The organism is Winogradskya consettensis, assembly GCF_018332715.1.
GTDB classification, from domain to species: domain Bacteria; phylum Actinomycetota; class Actinomycetes; order Mycobacteriales; family Micromonosporaceae; genus Actinoplanes; species Actinoplanes consettensis.
The window spans coordinates 114,067-140,001 of sequence record NZ_BOQP01000001.1 but is presented as its reverse complement, the minus strand read 5'-3'; the positions used below and the strand labels follow the sequence as shown (position 1 = coordinate 140,001).

21 protein-coding genes are annotated in these 25,935 nt (G+C 71.1%); 11 read left to right on the top strand and 10 right to left on the bottom strand.

Annotated features, from left to right (window positions below; genetic code table 11):
• Positions 1 to 39 precede the first annotated feature (39 nt).
• Genes Aco04nite_RS00700 through Aco04nite_RS00685 form a run of 4 tightly spaced genes read left to right on the top strand, consistent with a single transcriptional unit; the run spans position 40 to position 4,401 of the window.
• On the top strand, positions 40 to 1,302 hold the full coding sequence (locus Aco04nite_RS00700) for an extracellular solute-binding protein (RefSeq protein ID WP_212995249.1): 1,263 nt from the start codon (positions 40 to 42) through the stop codon (positions 1,300 to 1,302).
• On the top strand, positions 1,299 to 2,174 hold the full coding sequence (locus tag Aco04nite_RS00695; RefSeq protein WP_244875641.1) for a carbohydrate ABC transporter permease: 876 nt from the start codon (positions 1,299 to 1,301) through the stop codon (positions 2,172 to 2,174). Before Aco04nite_RS00700 ends, Aco04nite_RS00695 begins: the two co-directional genes overlap by 4 nt.
• Positions 2,171 to 2,983 carry a carbohydrate ABC transporter permease gene (locus tag Aco04nite_RS00690; RefSeq protein WP_212995248.1) on the top strand — a complete coding sequence of 271 codons (813 nt, stop codon included), beginning with the start codon at positions 2,171 to 2,173 and terminating at the stop codon, positions 2,981 to 2,983. Before Aco04nite_RS00695 ends, Aco04nite_RS00690 begins: the two co-directional genes overlap by 4 nt.
• A complete protein-coding gene (locus Aco04nite_RS00685; protein WP_212995247.1) occupies positions 2,980 to 4,401 on the top strand; it encodes a beta-N-acetylhexosaminidase in 1,422 nt (473 codons plus the stop codon). Before Aco04nite_RS00690 ends, Aco04nite_RS00685 begins: the two co-directional genes overlap by 4 nt.
• 41 nt (positions 4,402 to 4,442) lie before the next feature.
• Here the strand turns inward: Aco04nite_RS00685 and Aco04nite_RS00680 are convergent, their stop codons facing one another.
• A complete protein-coding gene (locus tag Aco04nite_RS00680; protein WP_212995246.1) occupies positions 4,443 to 5,729 on the bottom strand; it encodes an APC family permease in 1,287 nt (428 codons plus the stop codon).
• 113 nt (positions 5,730 to 5,842) lie between these two features.
• Here Aco04nite_RS00680 and Aco04nite_RS00675 point away from each other — a divergent pair, with 113 nt between their 5' ends.
• The gene (locus Aco04nite_RS00675; protein WP_212995245.1) at positions 5,843 to 6,316 is read left to right on the top strand and encodes an Lrp/AsnC family transcriptional regulator; all 474 of its coding nucleotides are present in this window, start codon (positions 5,843 to 5,845) and stop codon (positions 6,314 to 6,316) included.
• 252 nt (positions 6,317 to 6,568) lie between these two features.
• Here the strand turns inward: Aco04nite_RS00675 and Aco04nite_RS00670 are convergent, their stop codons facing one another.
• Both Aco04nite_RS00670 and Aco04nite_RS00665 read right to left on the bottom strand, forming a co-directional pair.
• Positions 6,569 to 7,702: a S8 family serine peptidase gene (locus Aco04nite_RS00670; RefSeq protein ID WP_212995244.1), complete on the bottom strand. Its 1,134-nt coding sequence runs from the start codon at positions 7,700 to 7,702 to the stop codon at positions 6,569 to 6,571.
• Between the two features lie 56 nt (positions 7,703 to 7,758).
• On the bottom strand, positions 7,759 to 10,878 hold the full coding sequence (locus Aco04nite_RS00665; protein WP_212995243.1) for a bifunctional cytochrome P450/NADPH--P450 reductase: 3,120 nt from the start codon (positions 10,876 to 10,878) through the stop codon (positions 7,759 to 7,761).
• Positions 10,879 to 11,081: 203 nt separating this feature from the next.
• On the opposite strand from Aco04nite_RS00665, the gene Aco04nite_RS00660 reads away from it, so the two are divergent.
• Genes Aco04nite_RS00660 through Aco04nite_RS00635 form a run of 6 tightly spaced genes read left to right on the top strand, consistent with a single transcriptional unit; the run spans position 11,082 to position 15,601 of the window.
• A complete protein-coding gene (locus Aco04nite_RS00660) occupies positions 11,082 to 11,384 on the top strand; it encodes an urease subunit gamma (protein ID WP_212995242.1) in 303 nt (100 codons plus the stop codon).
• The gene (locus Aco04nite_RS00655; RefSeq protein ID WP_212995241.1) at positions 11,381 to 11,773 is read left to right on the top strand and encodes an urease subunit beta; all 393 of its coding nucleotides are present in this window, start codon (positions 11,381 to 11,383) and stop codon (positions 11,771 to 11,773) included. Before Aco04nite_RS00660 ends, Aco04nite_RS00655 begins: the two co-directional genes overlap by 4 nt.
• The gene (locus Aco04nite_RS00650; RefSeq protein WP_212995240.1) at positions 11,770 to 13,488 is read left to right on the top strand and encodes an urease subunit alpha; all 1,719 of its coding nucleotides are present in this window, start codon (positions 11,770 to 11,772) and stop codon (positions 13,486 to 13,488) included. The genes Aco04nite_RS00655 and Aco04nite_RS00650 overlap by 4 nt, the downstream gene beginning before the upstream one ends.
• Positions 13,488 to 14,132, top strand: a complete 645-nt coding sequence (locus tag Aco04nite_RS00645) for an urease accessory protein UreF (RefSeq protein WP_212995239.1) — start codon at positions 13,488 to 13,490, stop codon at positions 14,130 to 14,132. The genes Aco04nite_RS00650 and Aco04nite_RS00645 overlap by 1 nt, the downstream gene beginning before the upstream one ends.
• Positions 14,122 to 14,838, top strand: coding sequence for an urease accessory protein UreG (gene ureG, locus Aco04nite_RS00640; protein WP_280519296.1), 717 nt, complete (start codon positions 14,122 to 14,124; stop codon positions 14,836 to 14,838). Before Aco04nite_RS00645 ends, ureG begins: the two co-directional genes overlap by 11 nt.
• 4 nt (positions 14,839 to 14,842) lie before the next feature.
• A complete protein-coding gene (locus Aco04nite_RS00635; protein ID WP_212995238.1) occupies positions 14,843 to 15,601 on the top strand; it encodes an urease accessory protein UreD in 759 nt (252 codons plus the stop codon).
• A gap of 117 nt (positions 15,602 to 15,718) precedes the next feature.
• On the opposite strand, the gene Aco04nite_RS00630 is transcribed toward Aco04nite_RS00635, so the two are convergent.
• The 7 genes from Aco04nite_RS00630 to Aco04nite_RS00600 all read right to left on the bottom strand — a co-directional run bounded on the left by Aco04nite_RS00630 (position 15,719) and on the right by Aco04nite_RS00600 (position 25,927).
• Complete coding sequence (locus Aco04nite_RS00630; RefSeq protein ID WP_212995237.1) at positions 15,719 to 16,621, bottom strand: sigma-70 family RNA polymerase sigma factor; 903 nt, start codon at positions 16,619 to 16,621, stop codon at positions 15,719 to 15,721.
• 173 nt (positions 16,622 to 16,794) lie between these two features.
• Positions 16,795 to 17,052 (bottom strand): hypothetical protein, encoded by a 258-nt coding sequence (locus Aco04nite_RS00625; protein ID WP_203837873.1) that lies wholly within the window; start codon positions 17,050 to 17,052, stop codon positions 16,795 to 16,797.
• Positions 17,053 to 17,358: 306 nt separating this feature from the next.
• Positions 17,359 to 19,692, bottom strand: a complete 2,334-nt coding sequence (locus tag Aco04nite_RS50200; RefSeq protein WP_212995236.1) for a serine/threonine-protein kinase — start codon at positions 19,690 to 19,692, stop codon at positions 17,359 to 17,361.
• A 484-nt stretch (positions 19,693 to 20,176) separates the two neighbouring features.
• Positions 20,177 to 22,912 carry a cyanophycin synthetase gene (gene cphA / locus Aco04nite_RS00615; protein WP_212995235.1) on the bottom strand — a complete coding sequence of 912 codons (2,736 nt, stop codon included), beginning with the start codon at positions 22,910 to 22,912 and terminating at the stop codon, positions 20,177 to 20,179.
• Positions 22,909 to 23,739: a cyanophycinase gene (locus Aco04nite_RS00610; RefSeq protein WP_212995234.1), complete on the bottom strand. Its 831-nt coding sequence runs from the start codon at positions 23,737 to 23,739 to the stop codon at positions 22,909 to 22,911. The genes cphA and Aco04nite_RS00610 overlap by 4 nt, the downstream gene beginning before the upstream one ends.
• A gap of 113 nt (positions 23,740 to 23,852) precedes the next feature.
• Positions 23,853 to 25,430, bottom strand: a complete 1,578-nt coding sequence (locus tag Aco04nite_RS00605) for an MFS transporter (protein ID WP_212995233.1) — start codon at positions 25,428 to 25,430, stop codon at positions 23,853 to 23,855.
• 11 nt (positions 25,431 to 25,441) lie between these two features.
• Positions 25,442 to 25,927 (bottom strand): winged helix-turn-helix transcriptional regulator, encoded by a 486-nt coding sequence (locus Aco04nite_RS00600; RefSeq protein WP_212995232.1) that lies wholly within the window; start codon positions 25,925 to 25,927, stop codon positions 25,442 to 25,444.
• Positions 25,928 to 25,935 lie beyond the last annotated feature (8 nt).

Genomic DNA, 25,935 nt, shown 5'->3' with positions numbered 1-25,935 from the left:
ACGAACCACTTACGAACATAGTTCGTCTGGAGTGCCCCCATGAAGCTGCGCCTGGCGACGGCCGCCGCCCTCGCCCTCACGCTGACCGCGTGCGCCCCCTCGACGTCCACACCCGGCGCCGCGCCGTCCGACGGTGGTGCGCGCACCGGCACGCTCAAGGTCTGGCTCTTCGACGAGCCGAACCGGGCCCCCAAGGAGAAGGTCGTCAACGAGGCGGTCGCCGAGTTCACCGCGGCCCACCAGGGCACCAAGGTCGACATCGCGTACATCGCGGTCGACACGCGCAGCGAACGCTTCAAGGGCGCGTTCAACGACCCGGCCAGCGCCCCCGACGTCGTCGAATACGGCAACACCGATCTCCCGGAGTACGCCGCCGCGGGCGGGCTCGCCGACGTCGGCCCGGCCGTCACCGCGTGGTCCGAGGGCGCGGATCTCAGCCCCGACGCGAAATCCAGCGCGACCTACGAGGGCACTCTGCTCGGTGTCCCCTGGTACGTCGGCGTGCGCGCGCTCTACTACCGCACCGACATCTTCCAGGAGCTCGGGCTCAAGGTGCCGACCAGCATCGCGGAGCTGACCACGGCGGCGCGCACGGTGCGGGCGAAGAAGCCGGAGCTGTTCGGGGTGGCGGTCGGCGGCAAGTACACGTATGCCGCCATGCCGTTCGTGTGGGACGCCGGCGGGGACATCACGTCGCTGAACTCCGCGCAGTCGCGGGCGGGGCTCAAGGCGTACACGGATCTGATCGCCGACGACAACTGCCCGCCGCAGCAGTGCGCGGACCTGACCGGCGGAAAGACCGTTGATCTGTTTGCGAGCGGCAAAGCCGCGATGGGCATCCTGGGCAACTTCAACCGCGCGGCCGTCGACGCCGGTGCGGCCAAGGGCAAGTACGCCGTCGTCCCGCTGCCCGGCAGCAAGCCCGGCTCCATCGCACCCGCGTTCGCAGGCGGCAACAACCTGGGCATCATGAAGAACAGCCAGCGACCCGCTCTCGCCGCGGACTTCCTCACCCTGCTCGCGGGCAAGAAATACCAGTCCGAGATGTACGACGCCATGGGCAACCTGCCGACACTGAAGTCAGCGAGCGCCGTGGTCGCCGCGAAGGACAAGTTCGTCGAGCCCTTCATCACCACCATCTCGAACGGCACGAAGTTCGTCCCGCTCGACCCGGGCTGGGGCAAGATCGACGCCTCCGCCGTGCTGCCCACGATGATCGAGAAGGTCGCCACCGGCAAGTCCACCGTCGAGCAGGCCACCGACGAGGCGGCCAAGCAGGTCGACGCGGCCCTCACGAAGTGAGGCAACGCTTCACACCGCTCTGGCTGCTGCTGCCCGCGGCGGTCGTGCTCGGCGGGCTGTTCCTCTACCCGATGTACCAGCTCGGGCTCATCTCCGTGCTCGACTTCCGGCAGGCACAGGTCAGCGGTGGGCAGCCGACCCGCTTCGTGGGCCTGGACAACTACGTCCAGCTCTTCACCGACCCGCAGTTCTGGTCGGTGCTGCTGGCGACGGTCGGCTTCGCGGCGGCCTGCGTCGTGGCGACCCTCGCCGTCGGCGCCGGCCTCGCGGTGCTGCTCACCCGGATCAGCCGGGTGCCGCGGCTACTGCTGTCGCTGGCCGCCATGGCGGCGTGGGCCGTCCCGGCGGTCAGCGGCTCCACGGTCTGGATGTTCCTGTTCGACACCGACCTCGGCTTCGTCAACCAGCTCCTCGGCACGGAGGGCTTCAACTGGATGTACGACCGCTACTCCGCGTTCGCCCTGGTCGGCGCCGTGGTCGTCTGGTCGTCGTTCCCGTTCGTGATGGTCACGCTCTACGCCGGCATCGAGGCCATCTCCCGGTCCGTGCTCGAGGCGGCGGCGCTCGACGGCGCGTCCACCTGGCGTACGTTCTGGCAGATCATGGTCCCGATGCTGCGACCGGTCCTCGCCGTCGTGGTCATCCAGTCGATCATCTGGGACTTCAAGATCTTCACCCAGATCTACGTGATGACCCGCGGCGGCGGTCTGGCCGGCCAGAACCTCACCCTCAACGTGTACGCCTACCAGCAGGCCTTCGCGTCCAGCGAGTACGGCCTCGGCTCCGCGATCGGCGTCGTCATGATGCTGATCCTGCTCGCCGTGACGGTGCTCTACCTCAGAACGCTGCGCCGGTCGGGAGAACCGCTGTGAGACGTGTACTGGACGCCCTCGCGGTCCTGATCGCCGCCGTCGTCATCTTCCCCATCTACTGGATGGTGCTCGCCGCGATCAAACCGGCCGGCGAGATCCAGTCCCTGCACCAGCGCCCCTGGACCCTGTCGCCGTCGCTCGACGCGTTCCGCCGGGTCCTGGCCGTCAACGACTTCGGCCGGTACCTGCTCAACAGCCTGATCGTCGCGCTGGTCGTGGTGCTGATCTCCGGCCTGATCGCGTTCCTCGCCGCGGTCGCGCTGACCCGGTTCCACTTCCGCTTCCGCACCACGATCCTGGTGGTCTTCCTGATCGCCCAGATGGTCCCGGTCGAGGCCCTGACCATCCCGCTTTTCTTCCTGGTACGCGACCTGGGCGCCCTCAACACCCTCGGCTCCCTGATGCTGGTCCACACCGCGTTCACGTTGCCGTTCGCCATCTGGATGCTGCGCGGGTTCGTCGCGGCGGTCCCGGACGAACTCGACGAGGCCGCCCAGCTCGACGGCGCGTCCCGGCTCACCGTGCTCTGGCGCATCCTGTTCCCGCTGATCGCGCCCGGGCTCGCCGCCACCAGCGTGTTCTCGTTCATCCACGCGTGGAACGATTTCCTGTTCGCGCGTACGTTCATCATCAGCGCGACCGACCGGCAGACCCTGCCGATGGCCCTGCTGGTCTTCTTCAAACCCGACGAGAACGACTGGGGAGCCATCATGGCGGCCTCCACCCTGATGACCGTGCCGGTCCTGATCTTCTTCCTGCTGGTACGCCGCCGCCTGGTGTCCGGCCTCGGCGGGGCGGTGAAGGATTGATCCCCCGCCCGGTCTCGGTCTCCCTCTCCGGCGACGTCCTTCTCTCCGACGGCTCGTTTGACCAGCGACTCGATCCGTCGTTGCCACCCTCTGGGTACATTTTGGACATCTCGCCTTCCGGCATCGACCTCGCGGGCGGCTCCTCCTCGGGGATCTTCTACGGAACCCAGACATTGCGGCAGCTGATGCCCGCGGCGGCGCTGCGCTCCGGTGCTGCCGGGCCGTGGGAGGTGCCGTGCGGCCGGATCGTCGACTCGCCACGCTACGAGTGGCGCGGCGTCATGCTCGACGTCGCACGGCACTACATGCCGGTCGCCGACGTGCTGCGCTTCATCGACCTCGCCGCGTTCCACAAACTCAACGTCCTGCACCTGCACCTGACCGACGACCAGGGCTGGCGCGTGGAGGTTCCCGGCTGGCCACGACTGACCACCGTGGGCTCCTGGCGCACGTCGACGATGCTGGGCTCACGCCGGCACGCGTTGTTCGACGGCCGGCCGCACGGGGGTTACTACACCGCCGACGACCTGCGCGAAATCGTCGCCTTCGCCGCCGCACGCCACGTCACCGTGGTTCCCGAGGTGGACATGCCCGGTCACATGCAGGCGGCCATCGCGGCGTACCCCTCGCTGGGCAATGGTTTTGAAGGCCCGGTCCGCACCTCCTGGGGCATCTCGTCGCACGTCCTCAACATGACGCCGGCAACCCTCGACTTCTGCCGCGCGGTCCTGGACCACCTCTGCGACATCTTCCCGTCGCCCCTGATCGGCATCGGCGGCGACGAGTGCCCCGTGGAGGAATGGGGCGGCGACACAACGGTCCAGCCCCGCTTCACTGCCCAGATGGCTTTGTTTCTCGCCACCCGGGGCCGTCGCGTCTTCGGCTGGGACGAGATCCTGGCCGGTGGCGCCCCTCCCGACGCGGTGATCGCCGCTTGGCGCGGGCCGTTCCCCACTGCGGCGGCGGTCGCGGCCGGTCACCAGGTTGTGGCCTGTCCCGACATCTCCACCTATCTGGACTACCGCCAGTCCGACGACCCCCTCGAACCAACCCCGGTCGGCACCCTGCTCACCCTCGCCGACGTGTACGCCTTCACCCCCGGCGTCGACTCCGACCTCGTCCTCGGCGGCCAGGCCAACATCTGGACCGAACACATGGAATCCGCCAGGCGTGTCGACTACATGGCCTACCCCCGCCTGTGCGCCTTCGCCGAAGCAGTCTGGGGCCCGGCCACCTTCGAGGACTTCACCACCCGCCTCGACCCCCACCTCACCCGCCTGGACGCCCTCGGCGTCAACTACCGCCCCCTGACCGGCCCCCGCCCCTGGGACGCCCGCCCCGACGCCCCGGGAAACCCCCGCACCCTCCCCGACCGCCTCACCGAACTGGCCGAGATGACCGCCGACCTCCGCCGGTAGCGTTCGCAACGTGCCCGATCTGCCCTTTCCCGATCCCGCCCTCACCGACGGCGTCGCCCTGCTTCGCCCCTGGCTCGGGTGGCGCCCTGGGCACGCGGGCACGGCGTCGCAACGCGATCCCTGCGACTGCTCTCCCGGTGGGCCTTCGCAAGGTTGCACCTCGAACGCCTGGAACTGAGCTCCTCGCCTCGTCGTAGCGGCAGGGCGAAGGCGGCGACCGTGAGGAGAATCGCGGGCACCACCGCGTACCCGCCGAAGCTCAGCACGACCACGACGGCAGCCGCCACCACCGCGGCTATCGGGCGGGTCAAGCCCGGCAGCGAGCGGATCGCGGAGAGCATGCAGAGCAGATAGACCAGCAGGAAGCAGGCTGTGGGTACGGTGACCGCGACCGTGGTCGAGATGGTGCCCGTGCCGAGCAGGGTGAGCAAGGCTGCTTCGGTGACCAGGATGGCAATGGTGAAACGGCTGGGTCGGGCGACCATCTGCATCCCGCCGGTCAGGTAGGCGTTGACCGTGCCCAGGGTGAGGATCACCGCGCTGACTGCGGCGACGGCCGGGCCCGCGGTGCCGATGCCGAGTTCCAGCAGGGCGGCGATCGGGGTGGCCGTGGCGGCGGTGTCGCCGAGGGCGGCCACCGTCACGTACGCCAGTGTCAGGTAGATGGTTGTGGTGATGGCGAAGGCCACGCCGATGACGCGGGGCAGGTCGCGGCGGGGGTTCGTGAAGCGGCCGGTCAGCGAGGCGATCGCCTCCCAGCCGACGAAGGAGAACATCAGGACCGTGGCGGCCGGGCCGATCGACGACCATCCGTGTGGGGCGAACGGGGTCCAGTTGGCCGTTCGGGAGTGGGGGGCTGCTCCGCCGACCGCGAGCAGGATGACCGCCAGCAGCAGTCCGACCAGGACGAGTTGCATCGTGGTGGAGGTTCGGACGCCGTGCCGGGTCACCGCGAGGACGACCAGCAGCAGCACCGCCGAGGCAATGGCGGTGGTGATGCGGTTGCCGCCGAGGTAGCCGGCGCCCATGTAGCAGGCCAGTGGCGCGCCGGTGGTGATGCCGGCGAGGAAGAGCCAGCGAACGGCTCGGCCGGCGCGGTCGCCGAGGCCGATGCGGGCGTATTCGGCGACGCCGCCTGCGGAGGGGCGGGTGACGCCGAGGGCCGCGAAGACGATGGCGATGAGGCCGGAGAGCACCAGCAGGCCGATCCAGGCGATGATCGACGCCGGGCCGGCCTGTGCAGCGGCGAGCCCGGGGAGGACCAGGAGGCCCGGGCCGAGCAGGGCGCCGACGTAGAGTGCGACGCCCCGTGAGGCGGTGATTGACATGATCCAAGCCTGGCAAAAACGACGCCGCACGCGATGGCAAAGATGGCCCCAAGATCGGCCTCTGACGCAACTTCAGGTCGCCAAACGCCGTCGTCAGCGCATAAAGTTGTTCGATGGACGACACCGACATCGCGATCCTGGAATGTTTGCAGGACGACGGGCGCATCTCCAACCTCAATCTGGCCGCCCGGGTCAGCCTCTCCCCCTCGGCCTGCCTGCGCCGGCTGCGCGCGCTGGAGGAGACCGGGATCATCGCGGGCTACCGCACCGAACTCGACCGGGAACGCCTCGGCCTCGACCTGACCATTTTCATCGAGCTCAAGGTCGAACGGCACTCCCAGAAGAACTCCCAAAAGGTGGAGGCAGCCCTCATCGCCATCCCCGCCGTGGTCGCCTGCCACATCATCTCGGGCAACGCCGACTTCCTGGTCGAGGTCGCCGCGCCGTCGCTCGCAGCCTACGAGCGCATCCTGATCGACCAGATCCTGATCATCGACACCATCGTGGACGCCCGCAGCACCTTCGCCATCCGCACCGTCAAGAGCCGCGGCCCACTCCCCCTCGGCCACCTCGCCAACCCAGCCTGACCCAGACGCGGTGTGACCCACCCACTCCTCAGCGTCATCCCCATCGGGGCGGCTCGAACAATATTCGGGCGCGACCCGATTTCTGCGGCAGAAATTGCACTGCCGTCCAGGTTGGCGCAACATCCAGCTTCACGACGAAACCCTATTTCTTTTCCAGCGTCACGAAGCGAACAGGTTCAACTACTGACAGCCCCGCGGTGGGCGGACGCTGTGCGGGTTCAGCCAGCAGCCCGGCGCCAAAGGGTGCGAAGGTCAGTGCCGGTGGCGGCGGGTGCGGAGGATGAGGAAGGTGGTGAGGCCGGCGGCCAGGAGGATGAGCAGGAGGACGCCCACGGTCGCTACCACGATCGGCATGAGTAAGGCGCGGGGGTGGGTGGCGGGTGTTGGTGGGCCGGGGTTGCCGAGGGGGTTGTCGGTGAGCACGGCGCCGGTGGTGCCGACTGCCAGGACGGCGTTGACCAGGCCGTAGCCGTTGGTGAAGTCGGGGCCGGGGTCGCCGAGGTCCTTGGTGTGGCGGACGAGGCGGTCGATGACCGTGGGGGCGTTCAGGGCGGGGTCCTTGGCGCGCACCAGGGCGACCACGCCGGCTACGAGTGCGGCGGCCAGGCGGTCGGAGCCGAGGAGGAGCTGCTTGCCGTAGCCGCCGGTGACTGTCGGGTCGAGGGTCAGCACCTGGCTGGCCGGGGGGCTCCAGACCGGGTCGCCGGCGGGGGCTCGTACCGTGACGCCTGCTTCGGGGGTGATGCCGTCCGGGAGTTTCTCGTTCCTGTCGAGGCCGCCGGCGAGGATGACGCCGGCTCGGTCGGCGGCGGGGATCTGGGTGCCGTCCTTCAAGGACATCACGACCACGACGTTGTGGGCGAGGGCGTAGCGGAAGCCGTCGAAGGTGTGGAAGTCGGTGCCGATGGCCAGCATGGAGGTGCTGCCCAGGTCGATGACGTCGACGCCCGAGTCGACCATCCAGTGCATGCAGAAGTCGAGGTCCTTGGGCAGGCTGGAGCACATGACCGGCTGCACCTTCGCCTCCGGTGCGACGCCGAGCAGGCCCGTGCCGCCCCGGGCGACGAGCAGGCCCATCTCGCCGGTGGATACCGGATCCTGCACCGGCCAGTCCGCGGCGACCGGGATCATGGACTTGTGAGTCGCGATCCTCAGGCGCATCAGCGGGAGGACCTGCCCGGCGAGGTCGGGATGCTCGGCCGGCACGCCATTGGTCAGTACCCCGATCGTGACGCCGGCACCGCGGCTGAGCTGCTGGGCGGCCGGGACGTTCAGGGCGTCGAGGTACCACTGCTGGTCGCGGGGACCGGCGAGGGCGGGCGACGCCGGCAGCACGGTCGCGAGGACCAGGGCTGCCAGCGCCGCGGGCAGGGAGCGGGAGAACATGGCGATCAATATCGCAGTTCCGGCGCACCCCCACTGCCCCGTTCGAACGAGATGGCTCAGGCGAAGACGTCCTGCTGGTAGCGGCCGGCGGCTTCCAGGGCAAGGAACCACTCCGCGGCCTGGGCGGGAGTGCTGCCGGTTTTGCGGGCGTACAGATCGGACAGTTCTGCTCGTACGGCCGGAGCCATGCGGGCGCCGTCGCCGCAGACGTAGACGTGGGCGCCCTGGTCGAGCAGCTCCCAGACCTCGTCGCCCGCCGCCGCCAGTGCGTGCTGGACGTAGCGGTGGGGGTGCTCCTCCTGCGCCGAGAATGCCAGGTGCAGGTCGACCACTCCGGACGCTTCCCAGGCCAGCAGCTCGTCGCGGTAGAGGAAGTCGTGCTCGGGGTGGCGGCAGCCGTAGAACAGTTTCGCCGGGCCGCGCGCGGGCTGGGCGGCGCGGTCCTGCAGGAAACCGCGCAGCGGGGCGACGCCGGTGCCGGGACCGACCAGGATCATCGGGGTACGCGGGTCGGCCGGCGGACGGAACGGTGGCGCGGGGACGCGTACGTGGCCGAAGAAGGTGTCCCCGGGTGTGAGCCGAGCCAGGTACTGCGAGCACATCCCGCGGTAGCGACCCTGTCCGGCCAGCGCGGGCCCGTCGACCAGTCCGACGGTCAGCGTCGCCAGGGAGGGGTCGGCCGCGGGGGACGACGAGATCGAGTAGAAGCGGGGCCGGATCGTGCCGGTCAGCGACAGGAACACACCGAACGGCAGCTCGATGGCGGGGAACCGTTCGAGCAGGGCGAGCACCGAGACGCGCTTCTCGAGGAGCTCCTCCGGGGTCAGGGCGGCGAGCTGGCCCGTGGTCCACGGGCAGCCGGTGTGCGCGGTGAGGACGGCGAGCTGGCTGCGCGTCGCGGGTTCCTGCAGCTCGACGAACTCGGTGAGCAGCAGTTCCGCGGTCACCGGGACGCCGATCGGCAGCGACGACGGGCGGTTGCCGTCCTGGGCGAGACGCAGCACCCGGTCGCGGGGTACGCGCAGCACGCCGAGCGCCCACGCGACGAGCTCCGGATGGTTCTTGGCGTACACCGCGAGGTGGTCGCCGGCTTCGTAGGTGACGCCCTCGGGCAGCCGTACGGTGACGGCTTTGACGCCGGGGCGGGCGACCCCGGCCGGCAGGGCGAAGGGCCGGGTGAGTTCGTCGATCGACACCACCGTGACGGGGTACGCCTGCGCGGACACCACAGCGGGGCGCACCTGATCCTCGCCGAGCACCTCGACCGAATACCGCGAGGCCGCCGGGGCAGCGTCGGAGGTCGCCCCGAACGAGGCGGCCAGCGCGGACCACAGCCCGTCGAGCCACGCGGTGGCCATGGCGTCGAAGTCCCCGGCCGCGTCGGTCTCGCCGCGCGCCACGATCGGGGTCGCACCGGCGGCGGCGAGCGCGGCGTCGACCCTGCTCGGGAACGCCTGGTACGTGGTCCATTGCGTGTTGCCGTTGCCGAGGACGGCGTACCGGACACCGGTCAGCGTGCCCGCCGGGATGTCGAGCTCGTCGAAGCGCTGGGCGTTGTCCGGGGCCTTGCCGTTGTAGCTGGACGTGACGACGGCGAGGAGGCCCTCCGAGGGGAGATCGTCGGCAAGCTCGTCGAGGGTCTGCACGGTGACGTCGAAGCCGGAGCGGCGGGCGCGGTCGGCGAGTTGCTGGGCCAGGTCCTCGGAGGTGCCGAGGTTGGAGCCGTACGCGACGTGCAGCCGTACCCCCGAAGCCTCGACCTCGACCGACTCGGCAGCCGGCGCGTCATCGGTGGCAGCGACCGACAGCCGCTCGTGCTCCTGGCGTGGCCGCACCCGCAGGGTGAGGTTGTCGGGCTTGATGGTCAGGGTCTGCTTGATCGCGAGCTGGTGACCGTGCGGGTCGGAGATCGCGAAGTGCTGCAGGATCATCGCCAGCGCGAGCCGGGCCTCGGTGAGCGCGAACTGCCGCCCGATGCAGGCCCGCTCGCCGTTGCCGAACGGCTTGTACGCGTGCGGATGCCGCGCCGCCTTGCGCTCGGGCAGCCACCGGTCGATGTCGAACTCGTCGGGGTTCTCCCAGGCGCCGGGGTGGACGTGCAGCGGCTTCAGCAGCACGGCGACCTTCTGACCGGCGTCGAGGTGGTACTTGCCCGCGAGCACGGTGTCGTGGTTGGCCATCAGCCCGATCGCGGTGATCGGCGAGTGCAGCCGCAGCGCCTCGTCGAGGATCCGCGGGATCACGTCGAGCTTCATCACGGTCTCGTAGGTGGGCACGGTGTCGCCGGGCAGGATCCGGTCGACCTCGGCGTACGCCTGGGCGAGCACGTGCGGGTTGCGCATCAGCAGGTGCAGCGCGAAGGAGAGCGTGCCGCTGGTCGTCTCGTGCCCCGCGATGAGGAACGTGAGGACCTGGTTGCGGATGTTCTCGTCGGTGAGGCGTACGCCGCTCACCGGATCGGCGGCCTCCAGCATCAGCCCGAGCAGATCCTGGGCCTTCTCCCCCGACGCGCGCCGGGAGCGGATGACCTCGTCGACCAGGTCCTGCATCCGGGCGATGTCGGCCCGGTATGCCGCGTCCGCCTTGCGCTTGAGCCCGGTGATCGCGGGCAGCTGCCGGGTGCGGTGCATCGCCTCGGTCAGCGCACGCCCCATGGCCTGCAGGAACGGGTGCAACTCCGGCTGCTCGAAGGAGTGGAACGCGTGCCCGAACCCGGTCAGCGCGATCGTGTCGAGCGTGAGCCGGGTCATGTCCTCGGTGACGTCGACGTCGCTTCTTGTTTCCCAGTGGCCGATCAGGTCCTGGGCGACCTCGAGCATCTGCGGGAAGTAGGCCTTCATGGACCGCTGGCTGAACGCGGGCAGCAGGATCCGGTGCGCCTGACCCCAGCTCTCCTCGCCGTCGTACGCGGTGAACAGGCCGTCGCCGGCGAAGTCGCGGACGTGCGCGAGCGGCGGGTCGATCGGCTTGTGGAACCGGCTCTCGTCGCTGACCTCGGCGACCAGGTCGGGGTCGTAGACCATCACGACGTGCCGGCCGGCGAGGTTGAGCTTGAAGATGCCGCCGGGGTGGGCGGCGGCCAGATCAGCGAAGAACCGGTGCCCTCCGGTGACGGGGATCTGGAGCGCGTTGCCGACGACGGGCAGCCCGCGAGGGGCGGGAATCGGAGCTGTCACGGGAGCAAACGTACATAGCCCGACATCGATTCTGACGCCTCGGGGAGTTCCGGGGCAGCACATTCGCCCGGTTGCTCACCGACGGCGTTTCTTCTCCGGTGCGGAGCGCGTACCCGTGGAATGATCAAAATGTACTGCTGACGCTGGGTAACACGTCGGAAACGTGGAGCTGCAAGCATCGCTCGCGATCAGGGGAGGTTGGTTTGTTCCTCAGCCAGCATGAGCAGGAACGGCTGCTCATCCATGTCGCGGCGGACGTCGCCCACAAGCGGCGGGACCGGGGCCTGAAGCTCAACTACCCCGAAGCCGTCGCGATCATCAGCGCCTACCTGCTCGAAGGGGCCCGCGACGGGCGCACGGTTGTCGAGCTGATGGACGCCGGGCGGCGCGTGCTCACCCGCGCCGACGTCATGGACGGCGTGCCGGAGATGCTGGTCGAGGTGCAGATCGAGGCGACATTCCCCGACGGCACCAAGCTGGTCACCGTCCACGGGCCGATCTCGTGACCCCCGGTTTCGTTCCGGGTGAGGTCATCCTGGGCGAGGGCGACATCGAGATCAATGCCGGACGGCCCGTGCTCGATCTGACCGTACGCAACACGGGTGACCGCCCGGTGCAGGTCGGCTCGCACTACCACTTCGCCGAGTCCAACGCGGCCCTCGACTTCGACCGCGACGCCGCGTGGGGCCACCGCCTCGCCGTTCCCGCCGGCACGTCGGTGCGCTTCGAGCCCGGCATGCCCCGCGACGTGACGCTCGTGCCGTTCACCGGCAACCGCATCGTGCCCGGCCTGCGTGGCCTGGCCGGCGGCCCGCTCGATCCGTCCCCGTCCGGCGTTCCCGCGCCCATCGGTTCTCCCGCTGAAGAACGTCCCGAGAACGGGAGCACCAGGTGAGCACATTGGACCGCGGCCGGTACGCCGCTCTCTACGGACCCACCGCCGGTGACCGGATCCGGCTCGCGGACACCAACCTGCTGATCGAGATCGAGGAGGACCGCAGCGCCGGCCCGAACCCCGGCGACGAGGTCGTCTTCGGCGGCGGCAAGGTCATCCGCGAGTCCATGGGCCAGTCCCGCGCCACCCGCGCCGAGGGCACCCCGGACACCGTCATCACCGGCGCCACGATCCTCGACCACTGGGGTGTCATCAAGGCCGACGTCGGCATCCGCGACGGGCGCATCGTCGCGCTCGGCAAGGCCGGCAACCCCGACACCATGGACGGGGTCACCCCCGGCCTGGTCATCGGTGGCGGCACCGAGATCATCGCCGGCAACGGCAAGATCCTCACCGCGGGCGCGATCGACAGCCACGTGCACCTGATCAGTCCGACCATCCTGGACACCGCGCTGGCCAGCGGCATCACCACGATCATCGGCGGCGGCACCGGCCCGGCCGAGGGCACCAAGGCGACCACGGTCACGCCGAACGCCTGGCACCTGGCCCGGATGCTCGAATCGCTCGACCACTGGCCGATCAACGTGCTGCTGCTCGGCAAGGGCAACACGATGAGCGAAGAGTCGATGTGGGAGCAGCTGCGCGGCGGTGCGGGCGGCTTCAAGCTGCACGAGGACTGGGGCACGACGCCCGCGGTCATCGACGCCGCGCTGCGGGTCGCCGAGACGTCCGGCGTGCAGGTCGCCATCCACACCGACACGCTGAACGAGGCCGGCTTCGTCGAGGAGACGATCGCGGCGATCGCCGGGCGGTCGATCCACGCGTACCACACGGAGGGCGCCGGCGGCGGGCACGCACCGGACATCATCACCGTCGCGTCGCTGCCGAACGTGCTGCCGTCGTCGACGAACCCGACCCGGCCGTACACCCGCAACACCCTCAGCGAGCACCTCGACATGCTGATGGTCTGCCACCACCTGAACTCCGCGGTGCCCGAGGACCTCGCGTTCGCCGAGAGCCGCATCCGGCCGTCCACGATGGCGGCCGAGGACCTGCTGCACGACCTCGGCGCGATCTCGATGATCGGCTCCGACTCGCAGGCCATGGGTCGCGTCGGCGAGGTCATCATGCGCACCTGGCAGACCGCGCACGTGATGAAGGCCCGGCGGGGCGCGCTGAGCGGTGACGGTCCGGCTGACAACCTCAGAGCCCGCAGGTACGTCGCCAAGTACACGATCAACCCGGCGATCGCGCACGGCATGTCGGGGCAGATCGGCTCGATCGAACCCGGCAAGCTCGCGGACCTGGTGCTCTGGGACCCGGTCTTCTTCGGCGTCCGCCCGGCGCTGGTGATCAAGGGCGGCATGATCGCGTCCGCGCAGATGGGTGACGCGAACGCCTCGATCCCCACGCCCCAGCCGATGCTGCCGCGCCCGATGTTCGGGGCGTACGGCGTGGTCCCCGCGGCGACCTCGCTGGCGTTCGTCGCCCCGGCCGCGATCGACGCGCTGCTCGGCGATCGGATCGGGGTCAAGCGCTCCCTCGTCCCCGTGGAGAACACGCGCGGCGTCGGCAAGGCGGACATGCCGCTCAACGACGCGACCCCGCGCATCGAGGTCGAGCCGGACAGCTTCATCGTCCGCATCGACGGCGAGGTCGTCGAGCCGGACCCGGTGACCGAGCTGCCCATGGCCCAGCGCTACCACCTGTTCTGATGTCCCTGGCCACCCTCCTCGTCCTCGGTGACGGGCGCCTGCCGTCCGGCGGGCACGCGCACTCCGGGGGTCTGGAGGCCCAGGTCGCCGCAGGTCGCGTCCACGACGTGGCATCGACCGGCGAGTTCCTGCTCGGCCGGCTCGTCACGTCCGGGCTGGTCGCCGCGGTCTTCGCGGCCTACTCCTGCGCACGTGTGGACAGATGGGACGAATTGGATGCGGGAATGGACGCTCGCACCCCGTCGCCCGCGCTGCGCAAGGCCTCACGAGCACAGGGACGGGCCCTGCTGCGGGCCGGGCGCGCGATGTGGCCGGTAGCGACCATCGGCCGCGACCCGCACCACCCGGTCGCACTCGGCGCGCTCGCCAACGCCGCCGGGCTCGGACCGCTGGAGGCCGCGGTGGCGGCCGCCCACGGCACGGTCACCGGCCCGGCCAGTGCGGCGGTCCGGCTGCTCGGCCTGGACCCCTACGAGGTGCATGCACTCATCGCGCGCCTCGCCCCCGAATGCGACCGGATCGCGGCCGACGCCGCGTCCCGGATCGGCGACCCGGTCGACGACCTACCGGCCGCGGGAGCACCACTGCTCGACATCGGCGCCGAGCTCCACGCCACCTGGGAGGTGCGTCTCTTTGCATCCTGAACATGTTTCCGACGGTCACGTGCACGAGCCGGACGAGGTTCCGCACACCCATCCCGACTCGGACGTCGACCCACACGCGCCGCTCGGCACCGGGCCGCGCGCGCTGCGCATCGGCATCGGCGGACCGGTCGGCTCCGGCAAGACCGCCCTGGTCGCGGCGCTGTGCCGGTCGCTCGGCGAGGAACTGCGGCTCGCCGTCGTGACCAACGACATCTACACCACCGAGGACGCCGACTTCCTGCTGCGCAACGGCGTTCTGCCGGCCGACCGCATCCGCGCGGTCGAGACCGGCTGCTGCCCGCACACCGCGATCCGCGACGACATCTCGGCGAACCTCGACGCGGTCGAGGATCTCGAGGAGGCACTCGGCCCGCTGGATCTGGTGCTGGTCGAGAGCGGCGGCGACAACCTCACCGCGACGTTCAGCAAGGGCCTGATCGACAAGCAGATCTTCGTCGTGGACGTGGCCGGCGGCGACAAGGTGCCCCGCAAGGGCGGCCCCGGCGTCACCACCGCCGACCTGCTCGTCATCAACAAGACCGACCTCGCCCCGATGGTCGGCGCGGACCTGTCGGTGATGGACCGCGACGCCCGTGCGCGCCGCGGCGAGCTGCCCACGGTCTTCCAGTCGCTGACCGAGGACCGCAACGCCACCGCCGTCGCGGACTGGATCCGCGCGCTCGTCGCCGACCGCGTGCCCGCGTAAGAACGTGAAGGCGAGCGCGCACATCGTTGCGGAGGCGGACGGCCGGGGCGGTACCCGGCCGTCCGTGCTGCGTGGGGAGTCCCCGCTGCTGCTGCGCCGCACCGGCCGGCGGGGCGGCGGCGACCTCACCGTCCACCTGGTCGGCGGTGCGGCGGGTCCGCTGCGCGGTGACGACCTGCGGCTCGACATCGAGGTGGGGCCGGGAGCGCGGCTGACCGTACGCAGTGTGGCCGCCCAGCTCGCCCTCCCCGGCCGCCTCGAACTGCCGGCATCACGGCTCGCCGTGCGCGCCACGGTCGCCGCCGGTGGCACGCTGCTCTGGGCACCGGAACCGCTGATCGCCGCGGCCGGCTGCCACCATCTCGCGGCCACCGAGGTGACGGTCGAGCGGGGCGGCACCCTGATCTGGCGCGACGACCTGGTCTGCGGCCGGCACGCGGAACCCTCCGGCACGGTCAAGACCGAGGTGCTGATCCGGTACGGGGGCAAAGCTCTCTACCGTCACGAGCTGGCGATCGGCCCGTCGGCCCCCGGCTGGTCCGGCCCCGCGGTCCTCGGCGGCGGCCGCGCGGCGGGCACGGTCGTACTCGCCGGACCGTCGTTGCCGGATGCGAGGCTGCTCGGCGGGGACGCCGTCCTGATGCCGCTGGCCGGCCCGGGAATGCTCGCGAGCGCGGTCGGCCCGGACATCCGCGCGGTGGCAGCGGCCCTCGACCCGCTCTGCGTACTCCCCTGCCTGCCCTTGGAATCTCTCGCGGCCTGAAACGAAAGCGGCCTGACAGCGAAACGGCCTGACAGCGAAGGCGGCCTGACAGCAGGAAGGGCAGGCCCGGGGTCCGGACCTGCCCACGCTGTTTCCCTTCCCCAGGAAACAGTGCCCTTACGCCGCGAAGGCGATCGGCACGCCGTGCTCGTCGGTCAGTGCCAACCGGGTCCGCAGGTTGCCCTGCTCCGCGACCCGGGCGAAATACTCGTTGCGGCGGCGATGCTGACACCCTTTACGGGTACGCGGCCCGCCCGCCGCCACCGTCAGCAACTCCGGCGCCAGGGAACTGTTGAGCCCCTCACGCAGCAGCCGCAACGCCTCGGTCCGCAGTTGCGAGATCCGCGACTCGGTGACACCCAGTTCGGCGGCCACCTCGCTGAGCGGCTGCTCCTGCAGGAACGACTGGGTGACCACCAGCCGCAGCCGCTCGGGCAGCGCCTGGATGGCCTGATGCAGATAACCGAGCCGCTCCCGTTTGATCAACAGGTCCTCGGGCCCCTCGGAGAGCTCGGGCACCATCTCCTCGGCCGCGCCGGTCGGGAAGCCCTGCAAACTGAGCAGGGCCGCCTTCTGCACGTCGTCCTCGACCGACGCGAGCTCGGCGACGCCGATGCCGAGCATCTCGGCTACTTCGGCCTCACTCGGCGTCCGGCCCAGGGCTGCGGTCAGCTCCTGGCGCGCCTGCGCGGTCTTGCGAGCCCGTGCTCGCACGGATCTGCTCGCCCAGTCCTGACCGCGCAACTCGTCGAGCAACGCACCACGGATCCGCACCGCCGCGAACCGGTGGAAGGGAATCCCCCGGCTCACGTCGAAATTGCGTGCGGCACCGAGGAGCGCTGCGAATCCCGCCGACGACAGATCGTCGGAGTGGACATGGCCGGGTACGCGGTTGAGCAGTTCCCGGACCAGGTGGCCCACCATCGGCATGTGTTCGCGGACGAGGTCCTCGATGTCGCGCGCGGACGGCGCATCGTGGTGAATGCCGATGGTGGCGGGGAGTTCGGTCGTGGCAGTCACGGAGTCCTCCTCGCTCGCTGAGGCCGGCGAATGAACCGGCCGCTGAGGAAGACATTTGCGGCCGCCGGGTGCAGGGGCGACCGAACTCGGTTGCTTTTATGGAGTTTTTTGCGAAAAAGACTCAGTTACGATGCTGTCCGCCCTGACCTGCGGAAACAGGCCCCAAACTTGGCTCAGCTGGCGTAGTGGGGGCGGCGCTGGGCCGCCGCGGCGCTGCGCAGCTCGGTGCGGACCCAGTTCATCCGGCGGACCGCGACCTCCGGGTGGTGCCCGAACTCCTCGGCGACGGAGGCGGCACAGCCGTCACTCCCGTGCCGCAGGATCATCGCGGTAACGGTCTCCTCGACCGTCTCGCTGCTGGGACACTCGGACGGCTGCAGGTCGGAGACGAACAACGCCTCCGCGGCCAGCTCCTGCACAGTGCTGATCATGTGAAACTCCCCGATGTGCGACCACTTGCTCTGGTTCCAGCTAACGCTCGCGGCGGTGCGGACCGGAACCACTCAGGTTGCAGACCGGTATCAACATCATGCGCACGGGCATCAACTGGGCCCACAGGCCACGCCGGGACGGTTCACACCGTTTTCGGCGGGCATCTCGTCAGGCGGCCACCCGGGGTCGGCTCGGGCAGCGCGTCCGCACCGGGACAACCAAGACCCGCGGGAACACTTTCGACTGTAACGCGCGGAAAGGACGACCGGCCGCAAGTCCGATCGGCCGTCCTACCTGGTGATCACTCAGCCCGTCGCGCCGGGCGTGTCCGCGTCGGCGTCGTCCAGGTCCGCGTCGTCCGTGTCGGTGTTGACGGCCGAGGGCGGCGCCACGCTCGGGCTTCCCTCGCCGCCGGTGGTCACCGGCTGGGAGGACGGGACGGAGGGCGCAGGCGGGGAGGGAGCCGGTGTGCCCTCGTCACCGTCACCGTCACCGTCGCCGCCGTTCGAGCCGTCGGGGTCGGTGCCGCCGTCACCGCCGTTGTCGGTGTCAGTCGGCGCCGTCGACGTGCTCGTCGTGGTGGGCACCGGGTCCCCGCCGGGCAACGTCGGGACCGGGACCGGCACCACGACGCCGCTCGGGTCGATGGAGATGCCCGGGATCGGGGTCTGCGGCGACGGCACCGGGCCGAGTCGGGTCGTGCCGTTGCTCAGGTGCTCGACCGGCCGCGACGGCTCCCCCGGCTTCGGCGAAACATAGGTGTCGCACGGTTTGCCGTCCAGCTCGAACACCATCGGCGCGGCGTTGCTGAGCCTGTAGCGGCCACTGACCTCCATGGTCGTGTTGGCCTGCGGGTTCAGCGCCGTCCTGGAGCTCACCGTCACGGCGCGGGCCTGCTGGTCGAGCTGGAGCCTGCCGCCGCCGGAGACCACCTGGTCGCCTGGCATGAGGAACCACAGCTTCCAGTTGTCGATCGCCTTGACGTCGCGGTTGGCGATCGTGACCGCCGCCTTGAAGCGGCCGCCATCGTCCGACCAGACCGCGTAGCTCACCACGCACTTGCTGGTGACCGCGGCCGGCGCGGGGGCGATCGCTCCCGTCACGATGCCTTTCTGGCCGTCGTCGGAGACCGCCGTGAACGCCCAGGCGAGGATGGCGACACCGGCGACCGCACCGGCGACCGCGAGGAGCCGGCGACGCTGTGCCAGGGCACCGAACCTGCCCGGGCTCGCGGCGGGGGCCGGTCTGCCGAGTGGCGGGAGCAGCGGCGCCGGGGCCGGCCCCAGCGTCGTCGGCGCGCTCTCGGCCCGGGGTGACGGGATGCCGTTGAACGCGGGGCGCAGCGCGCGGCCGGGCTCGTCGTCGACCTCCGGGGCCGGGGCGAACCGCGAGCGGCCCTGATCGAAACCGGCCGGGGAGACAGGACCCGCGGACGCGGGGGCGGCCGGGGACGGCGGCACCGGACCGAAGCGGCTGTTACGGGCCGCGCGGGGCGCCGGTGCGATCGGTGGCGCGCTCGTAGGGGCGGCGTTGTTGCTGCCCATCGCCGCCTCGACCTCGGCGACCGACACGGGCTGCGCCGCGCCGGGAGCCGGGGAGATCGGGGCGTCGTCCTCCAGGGCGGTCACGGGCGCGGGCGGCACCGACGCGACACCACGCCCGGGCGCCGCGTCGGCGAGCCGCGAATATCCGGGGCGGCCCTGCCTGACCCCCTCGGTGTACTGGTGGGCCGAGGGCAGGATCGTGGTGTCCTCGCCGTTGTCCGTCCAGTCCGGGACGAATGCGCGCGCGGCCGGCACTCCCGCCGACACCGTGCCCAGGACGTGGGCGAGCTCGGCGCTGGAGGGCCGCTCGGACGGGCTCTTCTGCAGGCAGCGGGCGATCAGGGTGGCTACCGAGCCGGGCAGCCCCTCGACCGGCGGCAACGGGTCGGGCTCGGTGTACTGGTGGGCGCGCAGCAGGGCCGTGGTGGTGCCGACGTCCCAGGGGAGCTGGCCGATCAGCGTGCGGTAGACGAGCAGGCCGACGGCGTACACATCGGTGGCCGGGCTGACCTGGCCGCCCTCGAGGCGTTCCGGGGCCAGATAGGCCGGGGTGCCGAGCAGGCTGCCGTCGGGGTCGATGTCGTTCTCGCCGATCAGGGCCGAGATGCCGAAGTCGACGACCTTGGCGCCGGACGGGGTGAGCATGACGTTCGCCGGGGTCACGTCGCGGTGCACGATGCCCCGGGAGTGTGCGGCGGCCAGCGCCGCGGAGACTTCGGCGGCGATGCGGACGGCGGCCGGCCAGGGCAGGCGCCGCGACCGGGCCAGGACTGCGGCGAGCGATTCGCCGTCGACCAGCTCCATGACGACGTACGGGACCGGCTCACCGTCGACGGTGGTCGCCTCGCCGTAGTCGTACACATTGGTGATGTGCGGATGGCTCAGCCGGGCAGCGGCCTGGGCCTCCGCGCGCAGCCGGCGCCGGAACGAGGGGTCGGCGCTCGTCGACGGGGGCAGCACCTTGACCGCCACCTGCCGCCCGAGGACCTCGTCGAAGCCTCGCCACACCACTGACATCCCGCCGGCGCCGAGCCGCTCGACCAACCGGTATCGGTTGGCCAGCAGGCTCGAGCCGGGCAGGTCCGTCGTGCTCATGTGCCCCCACATGCGCGATCGGATGAAACATCGGGATCACACCGCCATGCGTCCTGATGCCGGGGCGTCCCTCGGTCCGCCGTTGGACCGAGCATTCCCCTTCGACGTCCGGGATGTTAGCCGACGTTCGGTCACTGTCACGACTCCCTGCGTGCAGGATGACCTGCGCATGGTCACCGTCCGTTTCCTACCGTGCGCCACCCGTGCGCGTCGGCGCGTCCGGGTAAAGTGCCTGGTCAGAGCTGTATAGACAGACCCGTTAAACAGGTATGCCCGCTTCGTCGGTACTTGCGGGTTTCACCCGCCGGATGGGGCATCTACATGGGAATCTGCACGTGCAGCGACGCGTGCGTCACCCTCCAGTGAGAACTGAGCGATATTCACGTACGCGCGTACTGTTGCTTGCCGCAGGGCAATGACCTGCGGAACCCCACCCGATCAGGTGAATTGAGCACGCCGATCATGCTTTGTTGCTCATCGTGACTCACCGATGGGGTAATTCACCCGTAAGGGAACGCTCACGGCGTACCGGAGCGGGGTGCAACCCGGGCAGAACCACCGGAGCCGCATCAACTGGGACCGCTCCCAGGGACTCCAGGTGGTGGAGCATCGGCGTGAGGCTCTCGTAGAGCACGAGCACGACGTCACCCGGCGACGCCATCGCCATCGCCTCGCCGACCGCCGCCCGGTAACCGGCGGCCCGCACCGACCGCAGTCCCGGCCGGCGGGCCCGCATCTCCCGCTCCACGAGCGCGCTCACCTCGCCCGGCTCGCGACCGCGCGGATCCTCGTCGTCGTAGAGCACCGCCCGGGTCACCCCGTCGGCGACGACCTGGGCGCTGGCGGCGAGCAGATCGTCGCGCCGGTCACCGGGCAGCGTCACCAGGGCCGTACAGCGGTCCGGGCCGTAGAGGCGGTGGAGCGTACGCAGCACCGCGGCCAGCGCCGCCGGATTGTGCGCATAGTCGACAAAGAGGGTGACCCCGGCGAGCCGCAGCACCGTGCCGCGCCCGGGGTTGTGCACCCGCGGCTCGAACTCGGCCAGCCGCTCGGCGATCACGCCGGCCGGGGCACCGAGCGCGCGGGCGGCGGCGATCGCCGCGAGGGCGTTGACCGCCGCGTACGGCGCCGCGCCCCCGAACGCCCCGGGCACCTCGGCGACCCGCAACAGCTGCGTACGCCGTGCCCCCGTCGCCTGCACGAGCCAGCCGTCCTGCAGCACGTACGCCGTACCGCCCCCGGCCAGGTGCGACGCGACGACGGGCTGCTGCGTGTCGGTGCCGAACCAGACCAGCCGTTTCCGGTCAGCGCGTACCCGGGGGCTCTCGGCCAGGCTGCGCACCCACGGGTCGTCCGCGTTGAGCACGAGCGTGCCGCCGTCCCGGACCCGCTCGGCGACCAGCGCCTTGACGTGGGCGATGTCCTCGATGGAGCCCATACCGTCCTGACCGAGGTGGTCGACGGTGATGTTGGTGAGGACGCCGACGTCGGTCCGGTCGTAGCCGAGGCCACGGCGCAACAGCCCGCCCCGCGCGGTCTCCAGCACCGCCGCCTGCACCGCCGGGTCGCCGAGGACCATCTGCGCGGAGCGGGGGCCGGTCGCGTCGCCGCGGAACACCGTGCGCCCGTCGATGCTGACGCCGTCGGTGGTGGTCAGGCCGACCCGCAGCCCGTCGCCGGCCAGCATGAACGCCGCCATCCGGGCCACCGACGTCTTCCCGTTGGTGCCGGTGACGCTCATCGTGGGGATCCGCCCGTCGGAGCCACCGGGGAACATCGCCCGGACGATCGCGTCGCCGACGTCTCGCGCGCGCCCGCGTACGGGGGCAAGGTGCATCCGCAGACCGGGCACCGCGTTGACCTCGATGACCCCGGCGGTGATCTCGTCCGGGTCACCGGGCGGTGCGACCGGCGCGGCGATGTCCGGCAGCCGCAGGTCGATGCCGGCGATGTCCAGCCCGACCACGGCGGCGACCCGCAGGCAGATCCGTGCGACGTCGGGGTGCACCCGGTCGGTCACGTCGTGGCCGGTCCCACCGGTCGACAGGTTGGCGTTGTCCCGCAGCCAGGCCTTCTCGCCGGCGCCGGGGACGCTGCCCAGTTCTAGGCCCTGGCCACGCAGGACCTTGCGCGCGGTCTCGTCGAGCGTGATCCGGGTCAGCATCCGCGAGTGCCCGGTGCCGCGGCGCGGGTCGGCGTTGGTCGCCGCCACGAGCTGCTCGATCGTGCTCTCGCCGTCGCCGACCACGTGCGCGGGGATCCGTTCGGCGGCGGCCACGACCTCGCCCGCCACGACGAGCACCCGGTAGTCGCGGCCGGGAAGCTGCCGTTCCACCACCACGTCGCCGCCCGCGGCCGTGAAGGCGAGGGCGAGCTCGTCACCCGTACGCACATTGAGCGCGACATTCTCCCCCTGCCGCCCGTGCCGGGGCTTGACCACGACGGCCCCGCCCAGCGCCGTCAGCAGCCGCACCGCGTCCTCGACCCGGGATGCCGCGCCGCCGGGTGCGACCGGGATGCCCGCGTCGGCCAGCAACCGCCGGGTGACCTGCTTGTCCCCGGCCACGTCGATCCCGACGCCACTGGTCCGGTCGGTCATCGCCGCCCAGGCGAGCCGGCGCCGCGTGCCCCAGCCCAGCCGCAGCAGGCTGAGGTCGTCGTAGCGCTCGACGGGGATGCCCCGGCGCCGGGCGGCGGCGATGATCGACCGGGTGCTGGGCCCGGTGTCCGACCGCTCCGCCAGCTCGCTGAGCACGGCGAGCCGCTGCTCCAGCTCGAGGCCGGTGACCGTGGCGCCACCCGCGACGGTCGTGACCAGGTCGATCGCGGCGTCGAGCAGCTGAGCGGGCAGCTCCGACTCGGGCGACTCGTCGACCGGGCACTCGATGATCAGGTCGTAGACACCCGGCTCCGGGCCCGACACCGTACGCCCGAAGCTGACATCCCGCCCGATCCGCTGCGACAGCTCGAGGGTCACGTGCTCGGTGACGTGCCCGAAGTAGGTGCCGCCGCGCATCCGGCTGACGAAGCCGCCCGGTGCCCCCGCCGCACAGTGGTGCTCGGTGAGCCCGGGCAGGGCCCGCAGCAACCGCTCGGCGAACCCGGTGATGTCGCTGGTCTCCACCCCGGTCAGCCCGTCGAGCCGGAGGCGTACCACCATCGCGGGGCGGGACAGGTGGACGTTCGGGCCGCGCAGCCGGCGCAGGCTCAGAATCTTCATGAAGCTGGTCCCCGTTCCCCGATCCCAGGTGATCCGGCGACCCCGGCGAGCGCGGGGCGGCGTCCGGACATCTCAAAACTGCTCCCGGCGGGCAGCACGTGGATCCGTGCCCCGGCGAGGCCGATGGGCCCTTCGGCAGGGACCGTGATGTCGCCCGCGGCACCCGCGTCGACGACCGTAACCGTGCCGGAGCCGAGCACCTGGAACCGGTCGCCCTCGGCGAGGATCGCGGTGTCCTCGTCGATGCCCAGGCCCAGCTCGTGCGGGTAGAGCGCGACCGCGCTGAGCAGCCGGTTGAGCCGCCCCCGCTCGGCGAAGTGCATGTCGATGAGGACCCCGGGCAGGAATTCCAGCCCGGGGCCGGTGCGCACGCTGGCCCGCCCGATGCCGGGCGCCGCGCCGCCGAGGATCATCGTGCCGGACATCATCGCGGCCCCCGCGCTGGTGCCGCCGAGCACGATCGTGCCGGTGCGCACCAGCGTCTGCAGGGCCGAGTCGGTCAGCGTCCCGCCGAGCACGCTGGTGATCCGCTGCTGGTCGCCGCCGGTGAAGAACACCCCCGTCGCCGGAGCGAGGGCGTGCACGACGGCGGGGTCGTTGGCCTGGGCCCGGGTGGCGATGCGCAGACCCCGGGCCCGGCGCGCGCCGAAACGGGTGAACAGGGTGGCGTACTCGGCTTCGAGTACGGCCGGCTCGCTGCTCGCGGTGGCGATGACCACGATGTCGGCGTCCGCTCCCCCGGCCAGCTCGACGAACCGCCGCAGGATGGAGGTGCCGCCCTGGCTGTGCCGCTCGGCTCCACCTATGACCAGCAAGCGGGCCGACACGGGACCTCCTCGTTCACGCCTTCACCTGCTGTTCTCCGCCGCGGGAAACCGGCGCACCGCAGTGGACTGCGGTTCACCTTTGAGGTTAAACGGAACAATTCCGAAACATCGGGCTAATCGGGGGAGTCGGCGGGCAGCAGGTGCGTGACGTCCGGCTGACCCTGCGCCAGAGCGACCGCTTTCGCCTCCGCGTCCTCGTCCGCTCCGGTCATCCGCTCGTCGTGCTGGCGCAGGTGCTCCTCCCAGGTCGGCACCTGATAGACCTCGACGAAGACCGCCCTGTCCTCGCCGTCGCGGAACAGTCCCCAGCGCGACGCGCCGGTCCGCCGCCGGGACCGCTGCACCGCTTGCATCGCGGCCACGAACGCGTCCCGGTTCTCCTTCGCGACCCGGTAGCGGTTGGTGACCAGGACCGGCCCCTCATCCAGGTGCGGCTCGAGCATCAGGTGCGGCTCGGGCCAGAAGTTCACCGGCCCGCCCCGGTCGTCGGCGTGGGCGTGCAGCGGCAGCCACGGCACGGTCGCCGTCCCGAGCAGCATCAGCGCCGCCGCCAGCAGGTACGCCGCCGTCAGGTTCGAGTGCTGGGTGACCTGTCCCCACGCGAACGCGCCGACCGCCTGGGCACCCGCGAAGACGACCTGGTAGACGGCGAACCCGCGGGCGCGGACCCAGCTGGGCAGGAAGAGCTGCAGGCTGGCGTTCATCCGCGACACCTGCACCATCCAGGCGAGCCCGGCGGCGACCAGCACGGGGATCACCGCGAGCGGATGCGGGACGAGCGCTACGACGCTGAGCGCCGCGGCGTACACCAGGCCGGAAATGATCAGAAGCCGGTTGGGCGGGACCTTCTCCCGGATCCGGGGCATGAGCAGCGCCCCGAGAATCGCGCCGACCCCGAGCGCGGCGAGCAGCACGCCGTAACCCCGCGAGCCCATGTGCAGCTGCTGGTCGGCGACCAGCGGCACGAGGCCCCAGACGACACTGCCCGGCAGCACGAAGAGCACGACCCGCAGCAGGATCCGGCGGACGACCGGCGAGTAGCGCACGTACCGTCCCCCGGCCCGCAGCGCCGGGCCGAACCGCTCGGCCTGCCCGCCGCCACCCTGCTTCGGGCGCCGCCAGCGCAGCAACGCCAGCGCGAAGACGGCGAAGGACAGGGCATTGAGACCGAAGACGACGGGTACGCCGGCATGCGCGACCAGCAGCCCGGCGACCGCGGGACCCGCCGACCGGGCGAGGTTGGTGTTGACCGCCCCGAGCGCGGACGCCGACGCCAGCTCATCGCGCGGCACCACCTCCGGGATCACCGCCTGCCAGGTCGGCAGCGTCAGCGCCTGCCCGACCCCGAGCAGGAACGTGAAGACCAGCAGCAGCGGTGGCGGCATCAGGTCCGCCGCGGTCAGCAGGGTCAGCGTGGTGGCCACCGCGAAAAGCGCGACCTGCACCCCGAGCAGCAGCCGGCGCCGGTCGAACGTGTCGGCGAGCGTCCCCGACGGCAGCGCCAGCAGCAGCACCGGCAGCATGGTCGCGGTCTGCACCAGGCTCACCCAGGTCGCGGCGTCCGGCTCGGCGACCAGCCGCCACGACGCCCCGACGGTCTGCATCCAGGTGCCCACGTTGCTGGCGAGCACGCCGATCCAGAGCCCGCGGAAGATCTTGTCGTGCAGAGGGGCCCAGGCCGTGGTGGTCACGGCCGGAGAGCCTATCGCCGCTGCGCGCCGGGTCCGGGACGAGGCACGATCTCACGGTACGCCGTGACGGCGTGCCCGCTCCCGCAGTGCAGCTCGCCGTGGATCTCGGCACCGCACTCCCGGTGCACCATGGTCAGCGGCGGCCCCTCGGGCTCGGCGAGATACCGGTCGCCCCATTCCTTGACCGCGACCAGCACCGGGTAGAGGTCCAGTCCCTTCGCGGTCAGCCGGTACTCGTGGCGGACCCGCGCCCCGGGCTCCTGGTACGGCTCGCGGCGCAGCACCCCGCACGCCACCAGGGAGTGGAGCCGGTTGGTGAGGACCTGCCGGGGGATGTCGGTGCGCTCGCGCATGTCCGCGAAGCGCCGGATCCCGTTGAACACCTCCCGGAGCACCTCCAGGGTCCACTTCTCCCCCAGAACCTCCATCGCGCGGCCGATCGTGCAGGTATCGACGGACCAGTCCAGTGCCTCGGGGCGTGCTGTGGTCTGGGTCATACCCGCCA

What these genes read in the sequence shown, in the direction of transcription:
- Aco04nite_RS00645 (WP_212995239.1), top strand. Translation starts at nt 13,488, where the DNA reads ATGTCCCTGGCCACCCTCCTCGTCCTCGGTGACGGGCGCCTGCCGTCC.
- Aco04nite_RS00680 (WP_212995246.1), bottom strand. Translation starts at nt 5,729, where the DNA reads ATGTCAATCACCGCCTCACGGGGCGTCGCACTCTACGTCGGCGCCCTG.
- cphA (WP_212995235.1), bottom strand. Translation starts at nt 22,912, where the DNA reads ATGAAGATTCTGAGCCTGCGCCGGCTGCGCGGCCCGAACGTCCACCTG.
- Aco04nite_RS00670 (WP_212995244.1), bottom strand. Translation starts at nt 7,702, where the DNA reads ATGTTCTCCCGCTCCCTGCCCGCGGCGCTGGCAGCCCTGGTCCTCGCG.
- Aco04nite_RS00675 (WP_212995245.1), top strand. Translation starts at nt 5,843, where the DNA reads ATGGACGACACCGACATCGCGATCCTGGAATGTTTGCAGGACGACGGG.
- Aco04nite_RS00625 (WP_203837873.1), bottom strand. Translation starts at nt 17,052, where the DNA reads ATGATCAGCACTGTGCAGGAGCTGGCCGCGGAGGCGTTGTTCGTCTCC.
- Aco04nite_RS00700 (WP_212995249.1), top strand. Translation starts at nt 40, where the DNA reads ATGAAGCTGCGCCTGGCGACGGCCGCCGCCCTCGCCCTCACGCTGACC.
- Aco04nite_RS00600 (WP_212995232.1), bottom strand. Translation starts at nt 25,927, where the DNA reads ATGACCCAGACCACAGCACGCCCCGAGGCACTGGACTGGTCCGTCGAT.
- Aco04nite_RS50200 (WP_212995236.1), bottom strand. Translation starts at nt 19,692, where the DNA reads ATGAGCACGACGGACCTGCCCGGCTCGAGCCTGCTGGCCAACCGATAC.